The 20,261-nt window shown below is 62.2% G+C and carries 17 protein-coding genes and 1 riboswitch; of the genes, 3 read left to right on the forward strand and 14 right to left on the reverse strand.

Translation table 11 applies throughout. The features are described from left to right. Positions 1 to 24 precede the first annotated feature (24 nt). The 7 genes from ACOX7T_RS08130 to ACOX7T_RS08160 all read right to left on the reverse strand — a co-directional run bounded on the left by ACOX7T_RS08130 (position 25) and on the right by ACOX7T_RS08160 (position 6,809). Positions 25 to 1,938 (reverse strand): S41 family peptidase, encoded by a 1,914-nt coding sequence (locus tag ACOX7T_RS08130; RefSeq protein ID WP_433441631.1) that lies wholly within the window; start codon positions 1,936 to 1,938, stop codon positions 25 to 27. A 97-nt stretch (positions 1,939 to 2,035) separates the two neighbouring features. Beyond that, entirely contained in the window at positions 2,036 to 3,157 is a 1,122-nt protein-coding gene (locus ACOX7T_RS08135) for a stalk domain-containing protein (protein WP_433441633.1), read from the reverse strand. Positions 3,158 to 3,240: 83 nt separating this feature from the next. Next, positions 3,241 to 4,839 (reverse strand): hypothetical protein, encoded by a 1,599-nt coding sequence (locus ACOX7T_RS08140; protein ID WP_433441635.1) that lies wholly within the window; start codon positions 4,837 to 4,839, stop codon positions 3,241 to 3,243. After that, positions 4,832 to 5,554: an ABC transporter ATP-binding protein gene (locus ACOX7T_RS08145; protein ID WP_433441637.1), complete on the reverse strand. Its 723-nt coding sequence runs from the start codon at positions 5,552 to 5,554 to the stop codon at positions 4,832 to 4,834. The genes ACOX7T_RS08140 and ACOX7T_RS08145 overlap by 8 nt, the downstream gene beginning before the upstream one ends. 14 nt (positions 5,555 to 5,568) lie before the next feature. After that, a complete protein-coding gene (locus ACOX7T_RS08150) occupies positions 5,569 to 5,859 on the reverse strand; it encodes a DUF1648 domain-containing protein (RefSeq protein ID WP_433441639.1) in 291 nt (96 codons plus the stop codon). A gap of 4 nt (positions 5,860 to 5,863) precedes the next feature. Continuing rightward, entirely contained in the window at positions 5,864 to 6,178 is a 315-nt protein-coding gene (locus tag ACOX7T_RS08155) for a YbjQ family protein (RefSeq protein WP_433441640.1), read from the reverse strand. Then, a complete protein-coding gene (locus ACOX7T_RS08160) occupies positions 6,159 to 6,809 on the reverse strand; it encodes a MerR family transcriptional regulator (protein WP_433441642.1) in 651 nt (216 codons plus the stop codon). The genes ACOX7T_RS08155 and ACOX7T_RS08160 overlap by 20 nt, the downstream gene beginning before the upstream one ends. Positions 6,810 to 7,215: 406 nt before the next feature. Here ACOX7T_RS08160 and ACOX7T_RS08165 point away from each other — a divergent pair, with 406 nt between their 5' ends. The 3 genes from ACOX7T_RS08165 (at position 7,216) to ACOX7T_RS08175 (ending at position 11,537) form a co-directional block, all read left to right on the forward strand. Continuing rightward, positions 7,216 to 8,499: a glycosyltransferase family 2 protein gene (locus ACOX7T_RS08165; RefSeq protein WP_433441644.1), complete on the forward strand. Its 1,284-nt coding sequence runs from the start codon at positions 7,216 to 7,218 to the stop codon at positions 8,497 to 8,499. A gap of 181 nt (positions 8,500 to 8,680) precedes the next feature. Continuing rightward, positions 8,681 to 8,944, forward strand: coding sequence for a metal-sensing transcriptional repressor (locus ACOX7T_RS08170; protein ID WP_006571435.1), 264 nt, complete (start codon positions 8,681 to 8,683; stop codon positions 8,942 to 8,944). Between the two features lie 46 nt (positions 8,945 to 8,990). Further along, on the forward strand, positions 8,991 to 11,537 hold the full coding sequence (locus tag ACOX7T_RS08175) for a heavy metal translocating P-type ATPase (RefSeq protein ID WP_433441647.1): 2,547 nt from the start codon (positions 8,991 to 8,993) through the stop codon (positions 11,535 to 11,537). Between the two features lie 45 nt (positions 11,538 to 11,582). Here ACOX7T_RS08175 and ACOX7T_RS08180 read toward each other — a convergent pair whose 3' ends face one another. From ACOX7T_RS08180 to ACOX7T_RS08210, 7 genes are all read right to left on the reverse strand, one after another. Next, positions 11,583 to 12,716 carry a tyrosine-type recombinase/integrase gene (locus tag ACOX7T_RS08180; RefSeq protein WP_433441649.1) on the reverse strand — a complete coding sequence of 378 codons (1,134 nt, stop codon included), beginning with the start codon at positions 12,714 to 12,716 and terminating at the stop codon, positions 11,583 to 11,585. 206 nt (positions 12,717 to 12,922) lie between these two features. After that, the gene (locus ACOX7T_RS08185) at positions 12,923 to 14,497 is read right to left on the reverse strand and encodes an O-antigen ligase family protein (protein ID WP_433441651.1); all 1,575 of its coding nucleotides are present in this window, start codon (positions 14,495 to 14,497) and stop codon (positions 12,923 to 12,925) included. A 48-nt stretch (positions 14,498 to 14,545) separates the two neighbouring features. After that, entirely contained in the window at positions 14,546 to 15,649 is a 1,104-nt protein-coding gene (locus ACOX7T_RS08190; RefSeq protein ID WP_433441653.1) for a glycosyltransferase family 4 protein, read from the reverse strand. A 114-nt stretch (positions 15,650 to 15,763) separates the two neighbouring features. After that, positions 15,764 to 16,945 carry a methionine adenosyltransferase gene (gene metK, locus ACOX7T_RS08195; protein ID WP_433441655.1) on the reverse strand — a complete coding sequence of 394 codons (1,182 nt, stop codon included), beginning with the start codon at positions 16,943 to 16,945 and terminating at the stop codon, positions 15,764 to 15,766. A 90-nt stretch (positions 16,946 to 17,035) separates the two neighbouring features. Then, positions 17,036 to 17,133, reverse strand: a riboswitch (SAM riboswitch). An 80-nt stretch (positions 17,134 to 17,213) separates the two neighbouring features. Further along, on the reverse strand, positions 17,214 to 18,554 hold the full coding sequence (locus ACOX7T_RS08200; protein WP_433441657.1) for a DUF2812 domain-containing protein: 1,341 nt from the start codon (positions 18,552 to 18,554) through the stop codon (positions 17,214 to 17,216). Next, positions 18,511 to 18,882 (reverse strand): PadR family transcriptional regulator, encoded by a 372-nt coding sequence (locus ACOX7T_RS08205; RefSeq protein WP_433441659.1) that lies wholly within the window; start codon positions 18,880 to 18,882, stop codon positions 18,511 to 18,513. Before ACOX7T_RS08205 ends, ACOX7T_RS08200 begins: the two co-directional genes overlap by 44 nt. 121 nt (positions 18,883 to 19,003) lie before the next feature. After that, the gene (locus tag ACOX7T_RS08210) at positions 19,004 to 20,248 is read right to left on the reverse strand and encodes an adenosylhomocysteinase (protein ID WP_433441661.1); all 1,245 of its coding nucleotides are present in this window, start codon (positions 20,246 to 20,248) and stop codon (positions 19,004 to 19,006) included. Between the last annotated feature and the right edge of the window lie 13 nt (positions 20,249 to 20,261).

Genomic DNA, 20,261 nt, shown 5'->3' on the forward strand with positions numbered 1-20,261 from the left:
CTTCTCTCCATCACAGCTCTGAAATCAGACCGACAGCAGGCCGGTGGCCACAAAGAGGTTGTACACCATGGCGGCGGCCTCCTCCCGGGTGGTAAGCGCAGTGGGATCAATTTCTCCCAGAGGTGCCCAGAGCAGGGAGACCGTCTGGCCGAAAATGTTCTTCTGGCTGCCGTCCAGCAGCCACATGGACTCCCGGGACCAGCCCGCCCAGGCCCAGTAATCCCCAAGTCCGGCGGAGTGCTCAGTCTTGGCCGCCTCGTAGAAGTTCATGGATAGATACTCCGCCAGACGTCCCATGATGGTGAGGAACTGCTGGTGGTCCATGGGGTCGTCGGGGTGGAACAGCCCGTCGCTGTATCCGCTGATAAGGCCCATGGCGGTGAGGGCATTGAGGGAGGGCGCATACCAGGCGTCAGCGGGCACATCGGCAAAGCCGGTGTCCCCCTCTCTGCCGTCGTGAAGGGCCTGGGCCAGCAGGGCGCAGAACTCCGCCCGGGTCAGTGTACCCTCCGGCCGGAAGGTGCCGTCGCCCGAGCCGGAGACAATCCGATAGGTGGCCAGAGTGTTGATGGCGGCAGCATAGGGCGAATTCTCCGTGTCCGTAAAGGTGCGGGGGGTATAGTCTGTCAGGCTGTACCGCTCCGCCAGCTCGGCGGCGGTGACGCTCTCCCAGCCGTCGACGCCGCCAGTGCCCAGCCAGAGGGGCGTCTGGGCCGGAAGAGCCTCCAGCAGGGCGGTGAAGGCAGGCTTTCCGGTTTCAGAGGCGGCAGTCTCCAGCTCCACGTACCAGCGCCACTTCATATCAACCCGCAGCAGGCCGGAGGTGTCCCCCTTGGGGCCGGAGGCGGAGAGAAGATAGGCCACGTCGGCGGCATAGGCGTCATCCACCAGCAGGTCGGGAATGACCCCCACCCGGTCGGCAGTGGTACCATTGGGAGAGAAATAGCGGTAGGCTGTCACCTTGAGGGCGTCCCCTTCGGTGAAGCTGCCGGGGTAATTGGTCTCGTCCAGCAGAATCTGGGCCACGCCCTTGCCGTAGGTCCGGCTGCCGATGACAATACCGGCGCTCTGGTCCCGAATGACGGAGGCGAAGATTTCGGAGGCGCTGGCGGTACCGCCGTCCACCAGTGTAATCACCGGGTCCATGGTCAGCTCTCCCTCCTCCCGGGGCTCGGCAGCGTAATTGCCCGCCTTATCCCGGAGATAGACCAGGTTCCCCTGGCCCGCGAAGGTGCCCGCCGCCTGCACCGAGGCACTGACGCTGCCGCCGCCGTTGCCCCGCAGATCCACAATCCATCGGTCCGCGGCGGCATCATTGGCCTCAATGCCCTCCACAAAATGGGCCTCAGTCTCATCTCCGAAAGTGGTGCAGGTGATGTAGCCGATGTGGCCGTCCAGCAGCGAGGTGGTGGTGGCGGGGATGACCAGCTCCTCACGTGTGAGGACATAGTCCCTGCTCTCCCCGTCCCGCAGCACGGTAACCGTCACCTGAGTGCCCGGTTCGCCCCGCAGCCAGGCTGCCGCCCCTTCCAGGCTCTGCCCAAGGACAGAGACCCCGTCCACAGCGGTAATGATGTCTCCCGGCTGAATGCCTGCCTTCTGGGCTGGCATTCCCTCTATCAGCGCTTCCACCAGCAGGCCCTGGGCCGACATGCTGCTGGTCACACCCACACCGCCGGTCCGGGTATCCGACATGGAGGCCAGGAACTCGGCGTAGGCCTGTGGATTCAGATACTGTGTGTACGGGTCACTCAGCGCGGAGATCATGTCCTCCACCGTTGGCTGGGAGAGCACCTCCTGGGAGACGCTGTCGATGTAGTACTTCTGGAGCAGTTCCCCGGCCTGGGCGGTATCGAGCGCCAGGGCCGGCGCGGCGAGCAGCATCAGGGACAGCAGAATGGAGAGGGCGCGGCGCAGCAGCGCCTTGTTCTTTTTCATGGGCGTAGCTCCCTTACTTTACATAATGCAACCTCATTCTACTACAAAGAGCGGGCAGGCTCAAGGCCTGCCCGCTCTTTTTCTTGTTTTTTTGCCCTTACACCGGCCAGAGCCCCTCAGCTCTCACATTGTGGAGGTTCAGCAGGTCGTCGGCAGGCAGGAAGGACACCCCGTTCCGGGTGGTCAGCGTCCCCGTGAGGGGCGTTCCGTCGCCGCCGTCCCCTGTGGCGGCTCGATCGCTGCCCAGCGTGAGGAGATACTCCGTGCCTTCTCCCTGGACAGAAATCCTCTCGGGCTGGTCGGCGTTCCAGACGACCTCACAGCCCAGGGCCTCGGCAAAGGCCCGGACGGGAACCATCAGGGTCTCCCCCTCCACATAGGGCTGCTCCGCCGCCATCAGCTCCACCTCTGTGCCGTTGACGGCCAGCCGTCCGGGCTCCAGTTCCGCCCAGGCGTCATAAGGGGACGGAATGACCATCACCTTGACGGGCCAGGCCTGGGCCGGGAAGGACTCGGCCAGCATGTCATACCAGGCCAGCAGACCGCAGCCGGGGATGATGTCAGCCAAGGTGATGGTGCCGCAGGTAAAGCCCGGACCGGCCAGCAGCTCCGCATCGCCCATGGAATAGGTGACGTCATCGCTCATGAGGATGGAGGTGTGGCCCTCCCAGACGTTCACCTGCTCCACAATGGAGTAGGCGGGCACAGCGTAATCAGCAGGGATGGCTGCCAGAATCACCGCCGCCGTGGTGATGGGCGGTAGGCTTTCGGTCATCTCGGGACCCACATAGGCGTAGACATACTCGCCCTCCCGCAGGTCCTCCGCGGCCATGGTGCTACCGTCCACGGCGTTGAGAATCAGGGTGTCCTTCTCCAGGCCGAGGACAATTTCAGGGTACTGCGCCCACTCGTTGCTGTTGGTCACCAGAATGCGGTCCTCCTCTACAGAGACCGTGCCCTGCACCCGCACCAGGTCGGGCTGATGCTGCTGGGCGATGGTGTAGACGGGTTCTTCCGGGGGCGCCAGCGGGTCGCTGGTGGGGATGTCCACCGTGGTCTGGGCAGGAGCGCTGACCGCCTCCTCAGCAGGGGGCACGGAAAGCGCCACGCCGGAGGACACACTGCTGTCATCTGCGGCGGCTGAGGTGCAGCCGGACAGACAGAGTACAGCGGCAAGGGACAGAGACAATACAGCGGAGAAAATCTTCTTTCCTTTCATAGTCAAGCTCCTTCCCAATGATTTGCACTTTAGACGAACTGCCGGTGGAAAAGTTCCCTTTCCCTCCGGCAGTTTTGCACATTTTACAGGTCCCGAAACAGCTTTATGCCCACAGTGGCCAGCAGCCGCCACAGCACCACATTGAGCAGCGCGCAGATTCCCGCCGCAATGAGCAGACCGGCTGTCTCACCAAGCCGGGAGAACAGGAAGAAATGCCCGAAGCCCAGGGCCGCCAGCAGCACCCAGGAACCGAACATGACGATCAGTACCGAAGCCGACTGCTTGACCACCACCGTGTCGTTGGGGGCGTCCAGCTTGGGAAAGCGCAGGTTGGCCAGCAGGCCGCTCTGTGCCATCACGCCGCTGAAGAGCAGCCCCAGCACCAGGAGCAGCACGGTGGAGCCCACATCCACACCCACGGCCACAGCGGCGCAGATGACACCCACCAGCAGGCAGGGCAGGGTAACCAGCATCTGCATCCCCGCCTTGACCAGAAAGATCTCTCCGGCGGACACCGGCGCCTCTTTGAGAATCCAGAGCTGTTTGCCCTCCAGGCTGATGGACGAGGCGGTGATCTCCGTGGTGGAGAGCAGGAAAGCCACGCTGAGGGCCAGAATGGGCACCACGGGCAGCAATCCCTGGGTAAGGGCCAGGAATTCCTCCACCTGTCCCCGGAACACCAGGCAGGCCACGCCGCCCGCAACCAGCAGGATAAGGCCGAAGCCGGCGTTGATGAAATAGGCAGGCGTGCCGAAAAAGCGCTTGAGCTCCTTTTTCAGCAGGGCGGCGCGGTGGCCGGAGGCGGACAGCCGCTCCAGCTTGTAGTCGCTGCGGGCCTTGCGGGCGCCCATGCTGGTGACAATCTTCTTGTACCGTCCGGCAAAGAGCCACACCACCAGGAGGAAAGGCACAAGGCACAGCCCGGTCAGAGCCAGCAGAGAGAGCAGATTCCCCTCACAGGCCGCCTGCTCCAGCAGCAGGAAGGGCAGCCCCCAGCCGGTGAAGGCGTCCTGAAGCCCGGCGGCATACCGGCTCAGGTCGCCCATGGCGAAGCTGAGCCGCATGATCACGCCCATGAGCAGCAGGAAGAATACCAGATACAGCAGGGTGGACAAAATTCCCCGGCGGAGGAACTTGGAGGACACCCAGGAGAGCCCAAAGCCGATCAGCAGGGAGAACAGGGTTGGCAGAGCGGAGAGGAGCACCGCCCCTACCATCAGCACCACAAAGAAGCCGGCCCCGCCTGTACCGTCAAAGACCAAGTAGGCCACACCGGCGGGGGCCAGGACAAAGACGGTGAAGATCAGGTTCTCCACGTAGAGCGCCAGGGTGCGGGAGAGCATGAGGGAGAAGGGGGACACGGGCATGGACAGCATCAGGTCGTTGTCCTTGCCGCCAAATACCACGCCCTGGGCGGCGAAACTGGTGAACATCAGCCCAAAGGACACGGCAATGACCGGCATAATGAGGATGAGCAGATTGATCATGCCCAGGGGAGCCAGCTGGCTGCCGAAGGTAAAGCTGTACACGCCGGAGATGTAGAGACCCAGACCGGCCAGCAGGAACAGCGCGCCGAAGCCGGAGAGCCGATCCGCCTTGTTTCCCTTCCGCCTGGAGCCGAAGCGCATGGCGCTCAGGGTAGCCCGCAGGTTGACGGATACCAGAGCCAGGAATTTAGTCACGGTCCTTCTCCCCTTCCAGCTCCAGGAACACGTCCTCCAGGGTGGAGCTGCCCACAATGTCCTCCGTGGCGCCCACCTCCACCAGCTTGCCCTGGCGGATGATACCGATGCGGTCGCACAGCTTCTCCGCCACCTCCAGCACGTGGGTGGAGAAGAACACCGCGCCGCCGTTGTCGCACACCTCACGCAGGTAGCCCTTGAGCAGATGAGCGGCCACCGGGTCCAGGCCCACAAAGGGCTCGTCCAGAATGAGCAGCTTGGGCTGGCGGATGAGGGCGGAGATGATGGCCAGCTTCTGCTTCATGCCGTGGGAGTAGCTGCCGATGGGGCTGCCCAGGCTGCCGGTGAGCTCAAAGGCGTCGCTGTACTTCTGGACCCGCTCCTGCCGCTCCTTCCGGGGGATGTCGTACAGGTCAGCGATGAAGTTCAGGTACTGCACGCCGGTGAGGAAGTCGTACAGGTCCGGGTTGTCGGGCAGGAAGGCGGTGATCTTCTTGGCCGCCGTGGCGTCCCTGCGTACGTCGTGGCCGCCAATGGTGATGGAGCCCTCAGTGAAGTCCATCACGCCCGCCACCGCACGGAGGGTGGTGGTCTTGCCGGCGCCGTTATGGCCGATAAAACCAAAGATTTCACCCGGTGCAACGTTCAGATTCAGGTCGTCCACAGCCCGTTTTCCCCCGGGATAGGTCTTGGAAAAGTGTTCAATCTTCAGCACGTATGCTTCCTCCTTTATTTGGGCCAGTTCATCACAAAGGTTATGGCCGACAGCACCGGGGAGATCACCGCCAGGATGAGACCGGCGGTCTTTTTCTCCCCGCTGCGGGTCAGTACTGTACCCACCGCCCCCACCGCCACGGGCAGAAGCAGGGCGGGCACCTTGGGCATATAATTCTGGAGCTGGCCCGAAGCTCCGATCTGCATGGCCAGGCTGTCCGGCAGCAGAAAGTAGCCTGCAATCCCCAGAATCAGCGCCAGGATCGTGGCTGCCAGGGCAATCCATGTGGTTTTCGCCGGTTTCATGACCTTACCCCACGATGCGCACAGCTGTGCCGTACACCGTCACCTCGGCAGCTCCCTGCATGATGGAGGAGCTGGTGTAGCGGATATTCAGCACCGCGTCGGCCCCCATGGCCTGGGCGTCGTCCACCATGCGCTTGGTGGCAATCTGCCGGGCCTGGATGAGCAGGTCGGTATAGGCCTCCACCTCGCCGCCCACCAGGTTCTTCATGCCGGACATAAAGTCCTTTCCGAAGCTCTTGGCCTGGACCACACTGCCCTTTACCAGCCCCAGGGCCTCGATCTTCTTGTCGGGAATGTAATCAATATTGAGAAGCAGCATCCTCTTCTCCTCCTTTGATCTGTTTGAATCTCTGGACCAGCGCCACCAGGACGCCGATGATAACCGCCGCCGGAATGGCGATGATGACGATGAGCACCGGTAAGGGCGGCGCCTCCGCCGGGTCCACCGTAAAGGCCCACACCAGCAGGGCAATGATGCCCGCCATGAAGGCGATGAAGATCAGCGCCGCACCCAGCGGCCCCAGATAGCGGGACATGGTATCCTTCTTTTTGATGTTCACAAATCGGGTCCCCTCCTGTTCCATCTGCTCCATCTCTGCCAGATAGCGGTCGGCATCCAGCCCGGAGAGCTGGGCACCCTCCTCCAGCACCCTGGCGCACAGGGCCTGCATGGTGCCCAGATTGCTCCGCTCCCGCTCCAGCACAATCATGTGGCGGCGGACGGCATCCTCCAGGGTCAGAGCGCCGTGCTGCATCCGGCGGATCTCCTCCAGGGGCATATCCAGCTTGCGCAGGAGCTTAATCTTCTTCAGCTCCGTCACGTCAGCCTCGGTGTAGTCCCGGTAGCCGTTGTCGCTGTTCCGCCCGGGCGTGAGCAGGCCTTCCTTTTCGTAGTAGCGGATGTTGCGCTTGGTAATGCCCACCCGTTCCTCTACTTCATTGATTTTCACTGCCGTTCACCTCTCCACGGCCTCACCTTACACCTTCCACCGGGTGGAAAGTCAAGAGGACCAGGCAAATTTTTCGTAGTTCGAATGGTTTAGTATAGCACGGCCTGCCCGGCTTCGCCAGTGCGGGCATATCAATGGAACTATTTTCTTTCCGCTTCGTCTTACTCATGTGCCTTCTGTTCCTCCCGTTTACAAATATATTATGGGGTGTCCTTTTTTGTTGTCAAGAATGTCTGCGCCGCCGTCTGTTTCAATTTTGCTTTTGGTCACTTCTACCATACTTTTTTAACTTTTTATTAATATCTATGAAAAGAACTTGTAACATTTAAAATTTGTGCTAAGATATCGCAAATGGGCAGAAGTGTTCACCCTTATGTCAACAAAAACTGTTATCAGGTGAAATGTTATGAATATGATCCATTTGATAGAGCACCTGAATCTCTTCATCGCCGTGCTCTTTACGGTACTCTACTTTTATCAACTGGTCTATCTGGGCGTAGGCCTTGTGCGCCGGAAGCACCCGCCCCGCCTGCCGGAAAACTGTAAATTCCACCGCTATGCCGCTGTGATCTCCGCCCGAAATGAGGAAGGAGTCATAGCCGAGCTGATACAATGCTTAAAACAGCAGAATTACCCCTCGGATCTGCTGGACGTCTATGTCATCGCCGACAACTGCACCGACGACACTGCCGGTGCGGCCCGTGCTGCGGGCGCCATTGTCTATGAGCGTCAGGACCAGCGGCTCAAGGGCAAGGGCTACGCCCTGGACTGGCTCTTCCACCATCTGGCCGCGGAGGAGCGGGACGTGTACGACGCCTACCTCATCTTTGACGCCGATAACCTGGTGGATAAGAATTTTGTGCGTGAGATGAACCGGGTCTTTGACACCGGGAAGTACGACGCTCTCACCAGCTACCGCAACTCCAAGAACTTTGGCGACAACTGGATCTCCGCTGGCTACTCCATCTGGTTCCTGCGTGAGGCCCGTTTCCTCAGCTACCCCCGGATGCTGCTGGGCAGCAACTGCCACGTGTCTGGCACCGGCTTCCTGGTGTCCGCCAAGGTTATCCGTGAGAACGGCGGCTGGCCCTACCACCTGCTCACCGAGGACATCGAGTTCTCCGTCAGCTCTGCCGTCAAGGGCTTCCGCATCGGCTACTGCGATGCCGCTGTGGTCTACGACGAGCAGCCCACCACCTTCCGTCAGTCCTGGGATCAGCGGCTGCGGTGGTCCAAGGGCTTCTATCAGGTGGATATGAAGTACACCCTCCCCCTGCTGAAGGGCTGCGCCCGTCTGGACCGAACCAGCTGGTCCTGCTATGACATGCTGATGACCGTGGCTCCCGGCATGCTGCTCACTCTGGCCGTGTTCCTCTTCAACGGCATCATCTGCGCCGCCTGCCTGATGGAGCCCCCCTACATCGCCCGTTATGTCATCTCCATGTGTCTGGAGTTTATGGGTTCCTCCCTCTTCACCTTCTACATGGGATTGCTGGTCTACGGCATTATCACCGTACTCAGCGAGTGGAAGAACATCAGCGCTCCCGCAGCGAAAAAAGTGCTCTACGTCTTCCTCTTCCCCGTCTTCATGTTTACCTACATCCCCATCTCCCTGGCCGCCCTGGTGCGCCGGGTGGAGTGGAAGCCCATCTATCACTCCAGCGCCAAGCAGCTCAGCACTGCCCGCTAATTGATTCCGGGCCGGCACATGCCGGCCCGGTTTTTTTATTGCCTGCTCCACTTGAACGCCCAGCGCCCGTATGCGGTGTTTTCAATTTTTTCTCTTGACAAATCCCCAGTGTGCGAGTATGCTTACACCGTCATAACACTCCCCCCCAGGGGGGTGTTCAACAGAAAGGAGGCGGTCCGCTATGATGGCCGACGCGAAAACCGTAACCCGGCTGCTGAAAACCGCCCGCGGACAGCTGGACGGTATTCTGAAAATGGTGGAGGATGACCGCTACTGCATCGACATCTCCCAGCAGATCATGGCCACCGAGGCCATTCTCAACCGGGCCAACAAGGAGATTCTGGCCGCCCATCTGAAGCACTGCGTCCAGGAGGCCGCCAGCGACGAGGAGCGGGCCGCCAAAATCGACGAGTTCACCCAGACCTTGGGCCGGATTCTCAAGTAATCCCCCTGTTTCCTATTTTGCTGCGTTTGAAAGTGTGGTGTTCCCTTTGAAACAGAAATTTGACGTCACCGGCATGACCTGTTCCGCCTGCTCGGCCCACGTGGATAAAGCGGTACGAAAGTTGGACGGCGTCACGGAGGTCAACGTAAACCTGCTGTCCAACTCCATGACCGTGGAGTATGACCCGGCTAAGACCTCGCCCCAGGCCATTGAGGCAGCGGTGGCTGCCGCCGGATACGGCGCCTCCTGCCCCCTGCCCGCCGGGAAGCAGTCCCCCGCCGTGCAACAGGGGCCCTCTCTCATGGAGGCGGAGCTGAAGCACATGAAGCGCCGTCTCATCGTGTCCTTCATCTTCCTCATCCCCCTGTTCTACATCGCCATGGGCCACATGATGGGCTGGCCTCTGCCTGAGGTCTTCCACGGTACAGAAAACGCCATGGTCTTTGCCCTGGTCCAGTTTCTGCTGCTGCTGCCCATTCTGTACGTCAACGACAAGTACTACAAGGTAGGCTTCAAAACCCTGTTCAAGGGTGCGCCCAACATGGACTCCCTCATCGCCATGGGCTCTGCCGCCGCCCTCATCTACGGTGTGGCCGCCCTGTTTGCCATCGGCTGGGGTCTGGGCCACGGAGATACGGACCTGGTAAACAAGTGGTCCATGGACCTGTACTTTGAGTCGGCCGGCATGATTCTCACCCTCATCACCCTGGGCAAGTTCCTGGAGACCCGCTCCAAGGGCAAGACCAGCCAGGCCATCACCCGCCTGATGGACCTGGCCCCCAAGACCGCCTCGGTTCTGCGGGGCGGTGTGGAGACCGAGATTCCGGTAGAGGAAGTAGTGGTAGGCGACCTGATTGTGGTGCGGCCCGGCGGGCGCATCCCGGTGGATGGCATCATCACCGATGGCTTCTCCGCTGTGGACGAGTCCGCCCTCACCGGCGAGAGTCTGCCGGTGGACAAGGGCCCGGGGGACAAGGTGGCCGCCGCGTCCATCAACAAGTCCGGCTCCTTCACCTTCAAAGCCCTCCGGGTGGGCGAGGATACCACCCTGGCACAGATGATCCGCCTGGTGGATGAGGCCGCCTCCTCCAAGGCCCCCATCGCCAAGCTGGCCGACCGGGTGGCGGGTGTCTTTGTCCCCGCCGTCATCGGCATCGCCCTGGTGACCGCTGTCATCTGGCTCATCGCCACCGGCGGCAGCATCACCTCCGCCCTCACCGCCGGTGTGGCCGTGCTGGTCATCTCCTGCCCCTGCGCCCTGGGCCTGGCCACCCCCGTGGCCATCATGGTGGGCACCGGTAAGGGCGCTGAAAACGGCATTCTCATCAAGTCCGCTGAGGCCCTGGAGACCCTCCACACCATCGACACGGTGGTGCTGGACAAGACGGGCACCCTCACCAGCGGCTCTCCGGTGGTCACCGACTGTCTCACCGCCGCCGACGTCACCGAGGAGGAGCTGCTGTGCGTGGCCGCCTCCCTAGAGCAGCCCTCGGAGCACCCCCTGGCCCAGGCCATTGTGGCCGAGGCTGGTGACCGGAACATCCCCCTTGTGAACGTGGAAGGCTTCCAGGCCATCCACGGACGGGGCGTCACCGCCCTGCTCCATGGCGCCCCCGTGCTGGCGGGCAACCGGGCCATGATGGAGGAGGCAGGCGTGGACCTGTCCGGCTTTGAGGCCTCCGCCGGTGCTCTGGCGGAGCAGGGCAAGACCCCCCTCTACTTCGCGGAAAACGGCAGCCTGCTGGGTGTGGTTGCAGTGGCCGACACCGCCAAGCCCACCAGCGCCGCCGCTGTGGCGGGCTTCAAGGCCCTGGGCATCCGGGTGGTCATGCTCACCGGTGACAACCGCCGCACTGCTCAGGCAGTGGGGCAGGCCCTGGGTGTGGACGAGATTGTGGCCGAGGTTCTGCCCCAGGACAAGGAAAAGACCGTGTCCGCCCTCCAGGCCCAGGGCCGGAAGGTGGCCATGGTGGGCGACGGCATCAACGACGCCCCCGCACTGGCCCGTGCGGATGTGGGTCTGGCCATCGGCGCAGGCACCGACGTGGCCATCGAATCGGCGGACATCGTGCTGATGAAGAGCGACCTGATGGACGCGGTGGACGCGGTGCGGCTGTCCAAGGCCACCATCCGCAACATCAAGGAGAACCTGTTCTGGGCCTTCTTCTACAACATCATCTGCATCCCCCTGGCCGCCGGTGCCTTCTATCCCCTGTTCCACCTCCAGCTCAGCCCCATGTTCGCCGCCGCGGCCATGAGCCTCAGCTCGGTGTGCGTAGTGACCAACGCCCTGCGGCTCAAGTTCTTCAAGCCCACGCCCCGGGACACCGCTGTCCCCCAACATAATGAGTCCAAAGAAATCACTGAGAAAGGAACGATCACCATGGAAAAGAAGCTCGGAATTGAAGGCATGATGTGCAATCACTGCAAGGCCCACGTGGAGAAGGCCCTCTCCGCTCTAGACGGCGTTACTTCCGCCGTGGCCGACGTGGAGGGCAAGTGCGCCGTGGTCACCCTGTCCCACGACGTGGCTGACGACGTCCTCAAGAAGGCCGTGGAGGACGAGGGCTATCAGGTCACCTCCGTGTCCTGAGCGCTATGTGCAAAGACGCCCCCGGGATATCCCGGGGGCGTCTTCTTATTTCAGCGCCGCCGCCACCCGGTCCAGGGTGGCCTCGTGGTTCTGGTCCAGCAGGTGGGTGTAAATCCGTCCGGTGGTGGCAGGGGTGGAATGCCCCAGAGCCTTGCCGATATCAAAAAGAGGCGCCCCCTGGGCGGAGGCCACGGTGGCGAAGGTGTGCCGCAGGCCATGTAGGGTGATTTTTGGCAGTCCAGTGCGGCGAATGAACCGGGTGAAGGCCAGAGAGACGGCGTTGGGGGACAGCGGGTGCCCCATGCGGTCCACCGCCACCAGCCCCGAGTCCTCCCACTTGTCCCCCAGGGCCAGCCGGTTCTCCGCCTGTCTGGCCCGCTCCCGGCGGAGAAGCCGCACCAGCTCGTCGCTCATATGCAACACCCGGTTGGAGGATCGGTTCTTGGTCTCCTTCTGGATAATCTCCGCCCCAGCGGCAGTGCGGGCGGCACAGATATGGATTCTCCGCTGGGCAAAGTCCACGCTGGACCACCGGAGGCCGCAGATCTCCTCCCGCCGCAGGCCCAGCATCCCCGCCAGCCGGATGATAAGCTCCAGACTGGTCCCCTCTGCGAGGGCATAGAGCTTCTTGAGCTCCTCAGGGCCGTAGTAGCCCACCTCCCGTGTCACCACCCGAGGCGGCTCCACCCGCTCGGTGGGAGAGCGGAGTATAATGTCCTGCCGCACCGCTGTGTGGAGGGCGGCCGAGAGCAGGTCGTGATGCCGCCGGACTGTGTTGGGCGACAGTCCCTTGTCCCGCATCAGCATGGCGTAGTACTCCTGCAGGTGCCGGGGCGTCAGCTTCTGTACCGGAATATCCCCCAGAGCGTCGGACAGGTGGTTGTCGATGATCTTCCGGTAGCCGTAGATGGTGGTTTCCGCCCGGTTAGGCCGGATGACCTCCTCCATCCAGTATTCCAGCCACTGGTCCAAGGTCAGTGCTCGTGGTGTCACCTGCCGCCGGCTCTCCAGTTCGCTCTGGAACTCCCGCAGAGCCCGCCGGGCTGCCGCCAGTGTGGCGCAGGTCTTGTACTTCTTGACCCGCTGTCCCTCCTCGTCCCGTCCATAGTCCATGTAGACATAGTATGCCTTCCGGACATCGTCGTAGGAAATGCCGCGCTCAACCGTTTTTCTTGCCATAGCAAATTACCCCTTTTCTCGACGGAATCAGACAAAAAATTATCATATTCCGTGAGCTGTTCCCACTGTTTGGAGTAATTTTATCCGTTAAAGCAGCGCCTCGCTCACACTTTCACAACATTTAGGAGACAATTCCAGCATTTTCACTTCCAAACGTAAAATAAAAAGCCCGGGCCGTCGGCCCGGGCTTTTCATGGATGATGGAGTTATGCCTCCGCGCTCTCCTTGGCGCGGGCAATTTTGACGCAGGCGGCGATGACGCCGAAGAGGAAGAAGTAGACGAACATATTGCGGGGGTAGAACCAGGTGTACTCGGCCACGCTGATGACCGAAATGCCGAAGAAGGCGCCCACGGCGGCGGAGAGGATGTTCTTGATCCGGCGGTCCGTGCAGGTATAGTAGGTCTTGACGCCCACCTTCAGCTGGTGGAGCACCATGGCCACATAGGTCAGGGCGCCGAAGAAGCCCAGCTCGCCCCACATCTGGACATAGTTGTTGTGGGTGTGGATGGGGTAGTTGCCGTCATACATGGTGGGGTACACCCTGAACACCTGACGCATCACGTCGGTACCCAGGCCCACGCCCCGCAGACCGTAGTCCTCAAGGAGGTAGGTGGTATTGCCGTAGATGGCAAAGCGGTATCGGAGGGAGCTGTCCTTCATGTTTCCGATGGTAAGGATACGGTTCATGATGCTCTCAGGCAGGAAGGGCAGCGCCAGCAGACCCAGCACGATGAAGAGAGGCAGGAAGCGCCAGTTCTGTAGGATCAGGAACACGGCCATGACAAGAACCATGGCAATCCAGCCGGTGCGGAAGTAGGTCAGACCGATAGCCACCACACAGATCGCCAGAGCTGCCAGGGCCAGCACTCTCCCACGCCAGCCCCTGGCGTTGAGAAGCAGGGCCAGCAGGAAAGGCATGAGCATAATCAGGATTTCACCAAAGTTATTGGGGTTATCGAAGAAGGAGTAGACCCGGCCGGGCATGCCAGCGTTGAGGATCAGATCCTGCTGGGAGGGTACCACCTCCACGCCGATATAGCCCTGGTAGCATCCGTAGAGAGCCGATACAGTCAGGCCGAGCAGGGAGATGACCAGCATCAGCTGAAGCTGCTCCACCTTCTGCACCGAGCTCACGGTCAGCAGGGTGATGAGGAAGGCGATGGCGTGGAAGACAAAGAAGCGCCAGGACAGGCTGCCGGTGATGCCGCTGACCAGTCCGGAGGAGAAGTCGGTGCCCAGGCTGGTGAGGAAGCCATAGCACACAAAGGCCATGAACAGGGTGTAGTAGGGTCCCAGCTTGTCCAGGTCCAGCCGGTGTTTGGGCCGGGCCATGCAGCCGGCCAGGAAGAGCATCATCACGCCGTACATGCACAGCAGGGTGTAGGCGTTGTTCCAGTTGTTGTGGTCCACCACCAGCATGAGCAGCATGGACAGCCCCAGGAACACGAAGGTGGCTCCGCCCAGGGCGGAGGCGATGCGGAAGGCAATGCTGCCGTCCCACACGTTCTTCCAGATTTTGTACAGCCACTGTACAATCATGCAGGGAATGTTGATAATGAAGGTAACAACCCGGCAGGTCAGGCTTCCCGGCCAGCCGCCCGGGAGGCGGCCGTCCCGCCAGACAAACTGCCAGAGGACGCTGCCCTCCACGCCGTGGCGGACGGCAATCTCGATCCGCCGGAGGATTTTCCCGGGCACGCTCTCCGCCCAGCCGTCACTCAGGACGGCCCACAGGGCGATAAAAAAGCGGACCAGGGCACTGTTTTGTGCGACAGACATAGACATAGGCTCCAATCTTGTGGAAAAATTGTAACTGAGCGGCAGGTTTTACCCCTTGGCCGCCTTTTCGTAGATACGGAAGGTGGCCTCCGCCATCTTGTGGACCTCAAAGCGGTCGTCCACCGCCTTGAGCGCGTTGGCACGGCAGCGGGCCAGCAGCTCCGGCTCCTCCATCATCCGCTTGAGGGCGCCCGCCATGGACTCCGGGTTGTCGTACTCTGCCAGCAGGCCGCAGTTGGTCTGGTCATTGACGATGTCCGGGTTGCCGGCAATGTCGGTGACCACCACGGGCAGTCCGGCGGCCATAGCCTCGATGATGAGGAAGGACAGGGCCTCGTGCCGGGAGGAGTTGACATACAGGTCGCTGGCCTTGTACAGGTTCTTGATGTCCTTGCGGAAGCCGATGAACTTGACGCAGTCGTCCAGCCCCAGCTCCTTGGCCTGGGCCTTCCGCTCCTCCAGCAGAGGGCCGTCTCCCGCCAGCACCAGGGTGAAGGACACGTCGGAGATCTCCTTGAGCCGCTTCACCGACTCCAGCAGATAGTGGTGGCCCTTGTCGTCGGCAAAGCGGGAGGCGCACAGCATGACAAACCGGTCCTCCGGGATACCCAGCTCCTGCCGCAGGGTGGACTCGCTCCGGTCCCCTGCCCAGGCGGCGGGATCCACGGCGTTGAAGATGACGGAAATCCGGTCTCCGCTCCAGCCGTTGCGGATGAGCTGCTGCTTGCCCAGGTTGCACACGGCGATCATCTGGTCCTGCCGCTTGTCCATCCACTTGTTGGACAGCCGGGTAATGGCGTTGTTCTCCAGCACAAAGTGGTTGGTGTACACCACCCGGATGTGCTTGTTGTACCGCTTGGCCAGCAGGGCGGTGTAGTGCTCCCGCAGGTAGTGGCAGTGGATCACGTCGATGTTCCACTCCTGGCACAGCTTGGCCAGGGCCTTGGCCGCCTTGAAGTCAAAGCGGCTGTTCATGTCGATCTGCCGGATGGGGACGTCTGCCTCCTCCATCCGCTCCACCAGCAGGCCCCCCTGGTTGTAGGCGAAAAAGGCCCGGATATGCTTGTGGTTGAGGTACTTCACCAGGGTCTCCACATATCGCTCCGTCCCGGCCTTACCGGCGAAGTTGAGGAGATAGAGGACATTCAGCACGTCAATCGGCCTCCTGTGTTCAGCATAAGATATGGGCAGACGCATGGCGTCTGCCCATATAGTTTACCGTAAACTTCTGCCTTTGTCTACGCTTTTCTTCCTGTTCCGGGGGTTTTACAGGGCGGCCTTCAGGGCCTCAGTCATGTCGGTGCGCTCCCAGGGCAGGTCCACGTCGGTGCGGCCGAAGTGGCCGTAGGCCGCGGTCTTGCGGTAGATGGGGCGACGCAGGTCCAGCTTGCGGATGATGGCGGTGGGCCGCAGGTCAAAGACCTTGCTGACGGCGGCGGACAGGGCCTCGTCGGAGACGGTGCCGGTGCCGAAGGTGTCGATGAGGACGGACACGGGCTTGGCCACGCCGATGGCGTAGGCCAGCTCAATCTGGCACTTCTTGGCCAGACCGGCGGCCACGATGTTCTTGGCCACATAGCGGGCCATGTAGGCAGCGGAGCGGTCCACCTTGGTGGGGTCCTTGCCGGAGAAGGCGCCGCCGCCGTGGGGGGCGCTGCCGCCGTAGGTGTCCACGATGATCTTGCGGCCGGTGAGGCCGGAGTCGCCCTGAGGACCGCCCACCACGAAGCGGCCGGTGGGGTTAACGTAGTACTTGGTGTTCTCGTCCAGCAGCTGGGCGGGGATGGTGGGCTTGATGACCAGCTCTACCATGTCCTTGCGGATCTGCTCCAGGGTGGCCTCAGCGCTGTGCTGGGTGGAGATGACCACGGTGTCAACCCGGACAGGCTGGCCGTTCTCGTCGTATTCCACGGTGACCTGGCTCTTGCCGTCGGGCCGCAGGTAGTCCACCAGGCCCTGCTTGCGGACCTGGGCCAGACGGTAGGCCAGCTTGTGGGACAGGGAGATGGCCAGAGGCATCAGCTCGGGAGTCTCGTCGCAGGCGTAGCCGAACATCATGCCCTGGTCACCAGCGCCGTTCTCCAGCTCGGCGTCGGCGCCGCCCTCCTTGGCCTCCAGGGACTTGTCCACGCCCATGGCGATGTCGGGGGACTGCTCGTCAATGGAGGTGAGGACAGCGCAGGTGTCGCAGTCAAAGCCGAACTTGGCCCGGTCATAGCCGATCTCCCGGATGACCTCACGGGCAATGTGGGGGATATCCACATAGCAGTGGGTGGAGATCTCGCCCATCACGTGGACCAGACCGGTGGTGACGGTGGTCTCACAGGCCACACGGGCCTCGGGATCCTTCTCCAGGATGGCGTCCAGCACGGCGTCGGAGATCTGGTCGCAGATTTTATCGGGGTGTCCCTCGGTAACGGACTCAGAGGTAAAGAGATGGTGTGCCATAAGTACATTCTTCCTTTCTGTGTTTGCGCGGGGATGGTCCGGAACGAAAAAGCGCTCCGCCGGCCGGCGGAGCGCATGGAGTCAGTTCCATCCTCATCTTTCGATTCTCTCGCCGGATTTGGCACCTTGCGCAATGCGCAGGTTGCCGGGTTTCATCGGGCCGTTCCCTCCACCGCTCTTGATAAGGCGTATTCACTTTTGCGAAATGTATTGTATCAGATTTTCCCCGTTTGTCAACGGTTTTCTTGGCCCCAAGTACACAGTTCCCCTAAATTGTCCCGCCAAAGAGGTGCTCCGCCGCAATGTCCGTCTGCTCCGGCGTCAGGAAATCGTCGGCCATGAGCCACACAATCCGGCCGTTTTTACACGCCAGATAGTAAGGCCAGGGGCCCTCGTTGTCCCACACCTGCCACACCTCGTCGGCGCCCCAGGCCGGGTCGTTGAGGGGCCGGAAGTGGAGCTCGGTAATCGCGCTGTACCGGTTGTCATAGCGGCTGAGATAGCTGTTCCGGCACAGGTCGAAAAGGGCGGGCAGGTGCACCTCCACCACCTGGTACTCCAGCTGGACCGGACCGCCGACCGTCACACCCCGCTGCCACCCCGCGCCATAGGTCACCAGTGGGGAGCGCGACGTCTCCCAACTGTATGTGAATGCACCCGGCTCCCCCTGCTGAAGATCCGCCAGCACCAGGGGCAGGGCGGCCCGGTCAACGATGTGCAGCTCCGCCGGCTGGCCCCCGATGACCGCCCTCGGAATGATGTTGATCACCAGCAGCAGCGCGGCGGCCACTGCCAGCGTGAGCTTCCGGTTTTCCCCGCGCTCCACACCCCGCCGCCGCATGAATGCTCTCACCGCCGCCACCAGCCCGATGCAGACGGCCGACATCAGGACGGCATACACGCCCAGCCACGGAGTGCCCGCCGACACGGCCGTGCCCAGCGCCGCCAGAACGGCCATCAGACCCAGCGCCGCCACCGCAATGGTCAGGGCGCGGAACCACCCCGCTTCCTCCGCAGGCCGCTCCTCTGCCTCTGCCGCCTTCCTGGCCCGTAGGTACCACACCAGGTAGCCCGCCAGATTCAGAAAGGTACTCAGCCCCACCAGTACCCAGGCCAGAGTGAGCAGCAGTCCGGCTGGACGGCACAGATTGGCCACTGGATTTTGCAGGATGGCTGCAATAGAGAGTACCGCTATGAGCCCCTCCAGGCCCAGGCTCAGCAGGCTGGCAGGCAGGAACCTGCGCAGCATGGCCCTGTGGATCACCCTCACCCGGGCCGCCTCGTCGGTCTCGATGGGGATGGGATGGGCCCGCTCGGTGGAGAAAACCTGCATCCGGTCCCACTCGGTCACCAGGTTCCAGCCCACCTCCCGGCAGTAGTCATAGAACTCCTCCTGGCTGTCGGTGGGATAGGGGTTGTACTCCGACGCCTCGGGGAAATAGGTCACGGCGTAGTGCACCCCGGCAGGTTCCGCCCGGCGATAGCGCCAGAAGAAAGGACCTGCCTTCTCCAGCCGCCAGCCCCTGGCCGCCATTTTTTCCAGATGCCGCGCGATCCCCTCGCCGTCATAGTACAGGAACGGCTCCGGCCTGTATTCCAAGTTCCCCATGGCCGTCCTCCTCTCCCTCTTCCAGCCGGTACTGGCGGTAGTCCGCCGCCTGGCGCTCCAGCCGCTCATACTCCGCCGCCAGCGCTGCCCGGCCCGCCGGGGTGATAAGGTAGCTCCGCCTGCGGCCCTCCACTTTGGTCTCCCGGATCATGCCCGCCCTGGCGAACTCCTCCAGCAGGTTGTACAGGGTGCCGGGCCCTACTGCCACCCGGCCCTGGGTCATGTCCGCCACCCGCTCCATTACGTCCATGCCGCAGCACTCGTTCTGGAGACTGAGCAGAATATAGAACATCTGCTCCGTCAGGGTGCGGAATTTTTCCCGTGCCATGGTCTCACCTCCGTATATCGAATATCGTTATTCTTCCCGCTCTCATTGTATTATCGATGTTCGATATTGTCAAGCAGAAAATCCCCGCCGCCGGTTTTCCGGCAGCGGGGATTCAAAATTCTCAGGCCTTCCAGCCGTTGAGGTACTCCACCTGATCGGGGGTCAGGGTGTCAATGGACAGACCCAGAGCAGCCAGCTTCACCCGGCCAATCTGGTCGTCAATCTCATCGGGCACATTGTAGACCTTCTTCTCCAGGCCGTCCCGATGCTTGGCCAGCCACTCCAGCGCCAGGGCCTGGACGGCAAAGGACATGTCCATAATCTCAGCGGGGTGGCCGTTTCCGGCGGCCAGGTTCACCAGGCGGCCCTCACCGATGACGTTGAGCACACGGCCGTCGGGCAGGGTGAAGCCCTCAATATTGTCCCGGCGCAGCTCACGCTTCACCGCCATCTTGGCCAGACCCGCCACGTCCACCTCGCAGTCAAAGTGACCGGCGTTGGTGAGCAGGGCGTTGTTCTTCATCACGGCGAAGTGGGCGGGGGTGATCACGTCCTTGCAGCCGGTGACGGTGACGAACACGTCGCCGATCTTGGCGGCCTCGTCCATCTTCATCACCCGGAAGCCCTGCATGGTGGCGTCCAGTGCCTTGAAGGGGTCCACCTCGCAGACCACCACGTCGGCGCCCATGCCCTTGGCCCGCATGGCCACGCCCTTGCCGCACCAGCCGTAGCCGGCCACCACCACGGTCTTGCCCGCCACAATGAGGTTGGTGGTGTGCATGATGGCGTCCCACACGGACTGGCCGGTGCCGTACTTGTTGTCATAGTAGTGCTTGGCCTTGGCGTCGTTGACCGCCATCATGGGGCAGGGCAGGATGCCCTCCCGCTCCCGGGCACGCAGGCGCAGGATGCCGGTGGTGGTCTCCTCGCAGCCGCCGATGAGGTTCTCCGCCAGGTCGGCCCGCTTGCCGCCCAGCAGATGGACCAGGTCGCCGCCGTCGTCCACAATCAGGTGAGGCTTGTGGGAGAGTGCCTGGACCAGATGGTCCTCGTACTCCTCTGCCGTGGCGCCGTGGACGCCGAAGGTCTCCACGCCCAGGCTGGCCAGACCGGCGGCCACATCGTCCTGGGTGGACAGGGGGTTGGAGCCGGTGAGCCGCACCTCAGCGCCGCCCTTGGCCAGCACCAGGCCCAGGTTGGCGGTCTTGGCCTCCAGGTGGACGGACACGGTCACCCGCAGCCCGGCAAAGGGCTTCTCCTTCTCAAAACGGGCCTCAATCCCGCTGAGGGCGGGCATAAAATCCCGTACCCACTGGATCTTTCTGCGGCCGGATTCGGCCAGGGACATATCTCTTACCACGCTCATGGCATATGCCTCC

This window comes from Pseudoflavonifractor sp. (assembly GCF_050943825.1).
In the GTDB taxonomy this organism is placed as follows: domain Bacteria; phylum Bacillota; class Clostridia; order Oscillospirales; family Oscillospiraceae; genus Pseudoflavonifractor.

Coding starts and splice junctions, on each gene's coding strand:
- ACOX7T_RS08165 (WP_433441644.1), top strand. CDS start 7,216: ATGAATATGATCCATTTGATAGAGCACCTGAATCTCTTCATCGCCGTG.
- ACOX7T_RS08200 (WP_433441657.1), bottom strand. CDS start 18,554: ATGGGGAACTTGGAATACAGGCCGGAGCCGTTCCTGTACTATGACGGC.
- ACOX7T_RS08210 (WP_433441661.1), bottom strand. CDS start 20,248: ATGAGCGTGGTAAGAGATATGTCCCTGGCCGAATCCGGCCGCAGAAAG.
- ACOX7T_RS08135 (WP_433441633.1), bottom strand. CDS start 3,157: ATGAAAGGAAAGAAGATTTTCTCCGCTGTATTGTCTCTGTCCCTTGCC.
- metK (WP_433441655.1), bottom strand. CDS start 16,945: ATGGCACACCATCTCTTTACCTCTGAGTCCGTTACCGAGGGACACCCC.
- ACOX7T_RS08180 (WP_433441649.1), bottom strand. CDS start 12,716: ATGGCAAGAAAAACGGTTGAGCGCGGCATTTCCTACGACGATGTCCGG.
- ACOX7T_RS08130 (WP_433441631.1), bottom strand. CDS start 1,938: ATGAAAAAGAACAAGGCGCTGCTGCGCCGCGCCCTCTCCATTCTGCTG.
- ACOX7T_RS08205 (WP_433441659.1), bottom strand. CDS start 18,882: ATGGCACGGGAAAAATTCCGCACCCTGACGGAGCAGATGTTCTATATT.
- ACOX7T_RS08170 (WP_006571435.1), top strand. CDS start 8,681: ATGATGGCCGACGCGAAAACCGTAACCCGGCTGCTGAAAACCGCCCGC.
- ACOX7T_RS08185 (WP_433441651.1), bottom strand. CDS start 14,497: ATGTCTGTCGCACAAAACAGTGCCCTGGTCCGCTTTTTTATCGCCCTG.
- ACOX7T_RS08150 (WP_433441639.1), bottom strand. CDS start 5,859: ATGAAACCGGCGAAAACCACATGGATTGCCCTGGCAGCCACGATCCTG.
- ACOX7T_RS08155 (WP_433441640.1), bottom strand. CDS start 6,178: ATGCTGCTTCTCAATATTGATTACATTCCCGACAAGAAGATCGAGGCC.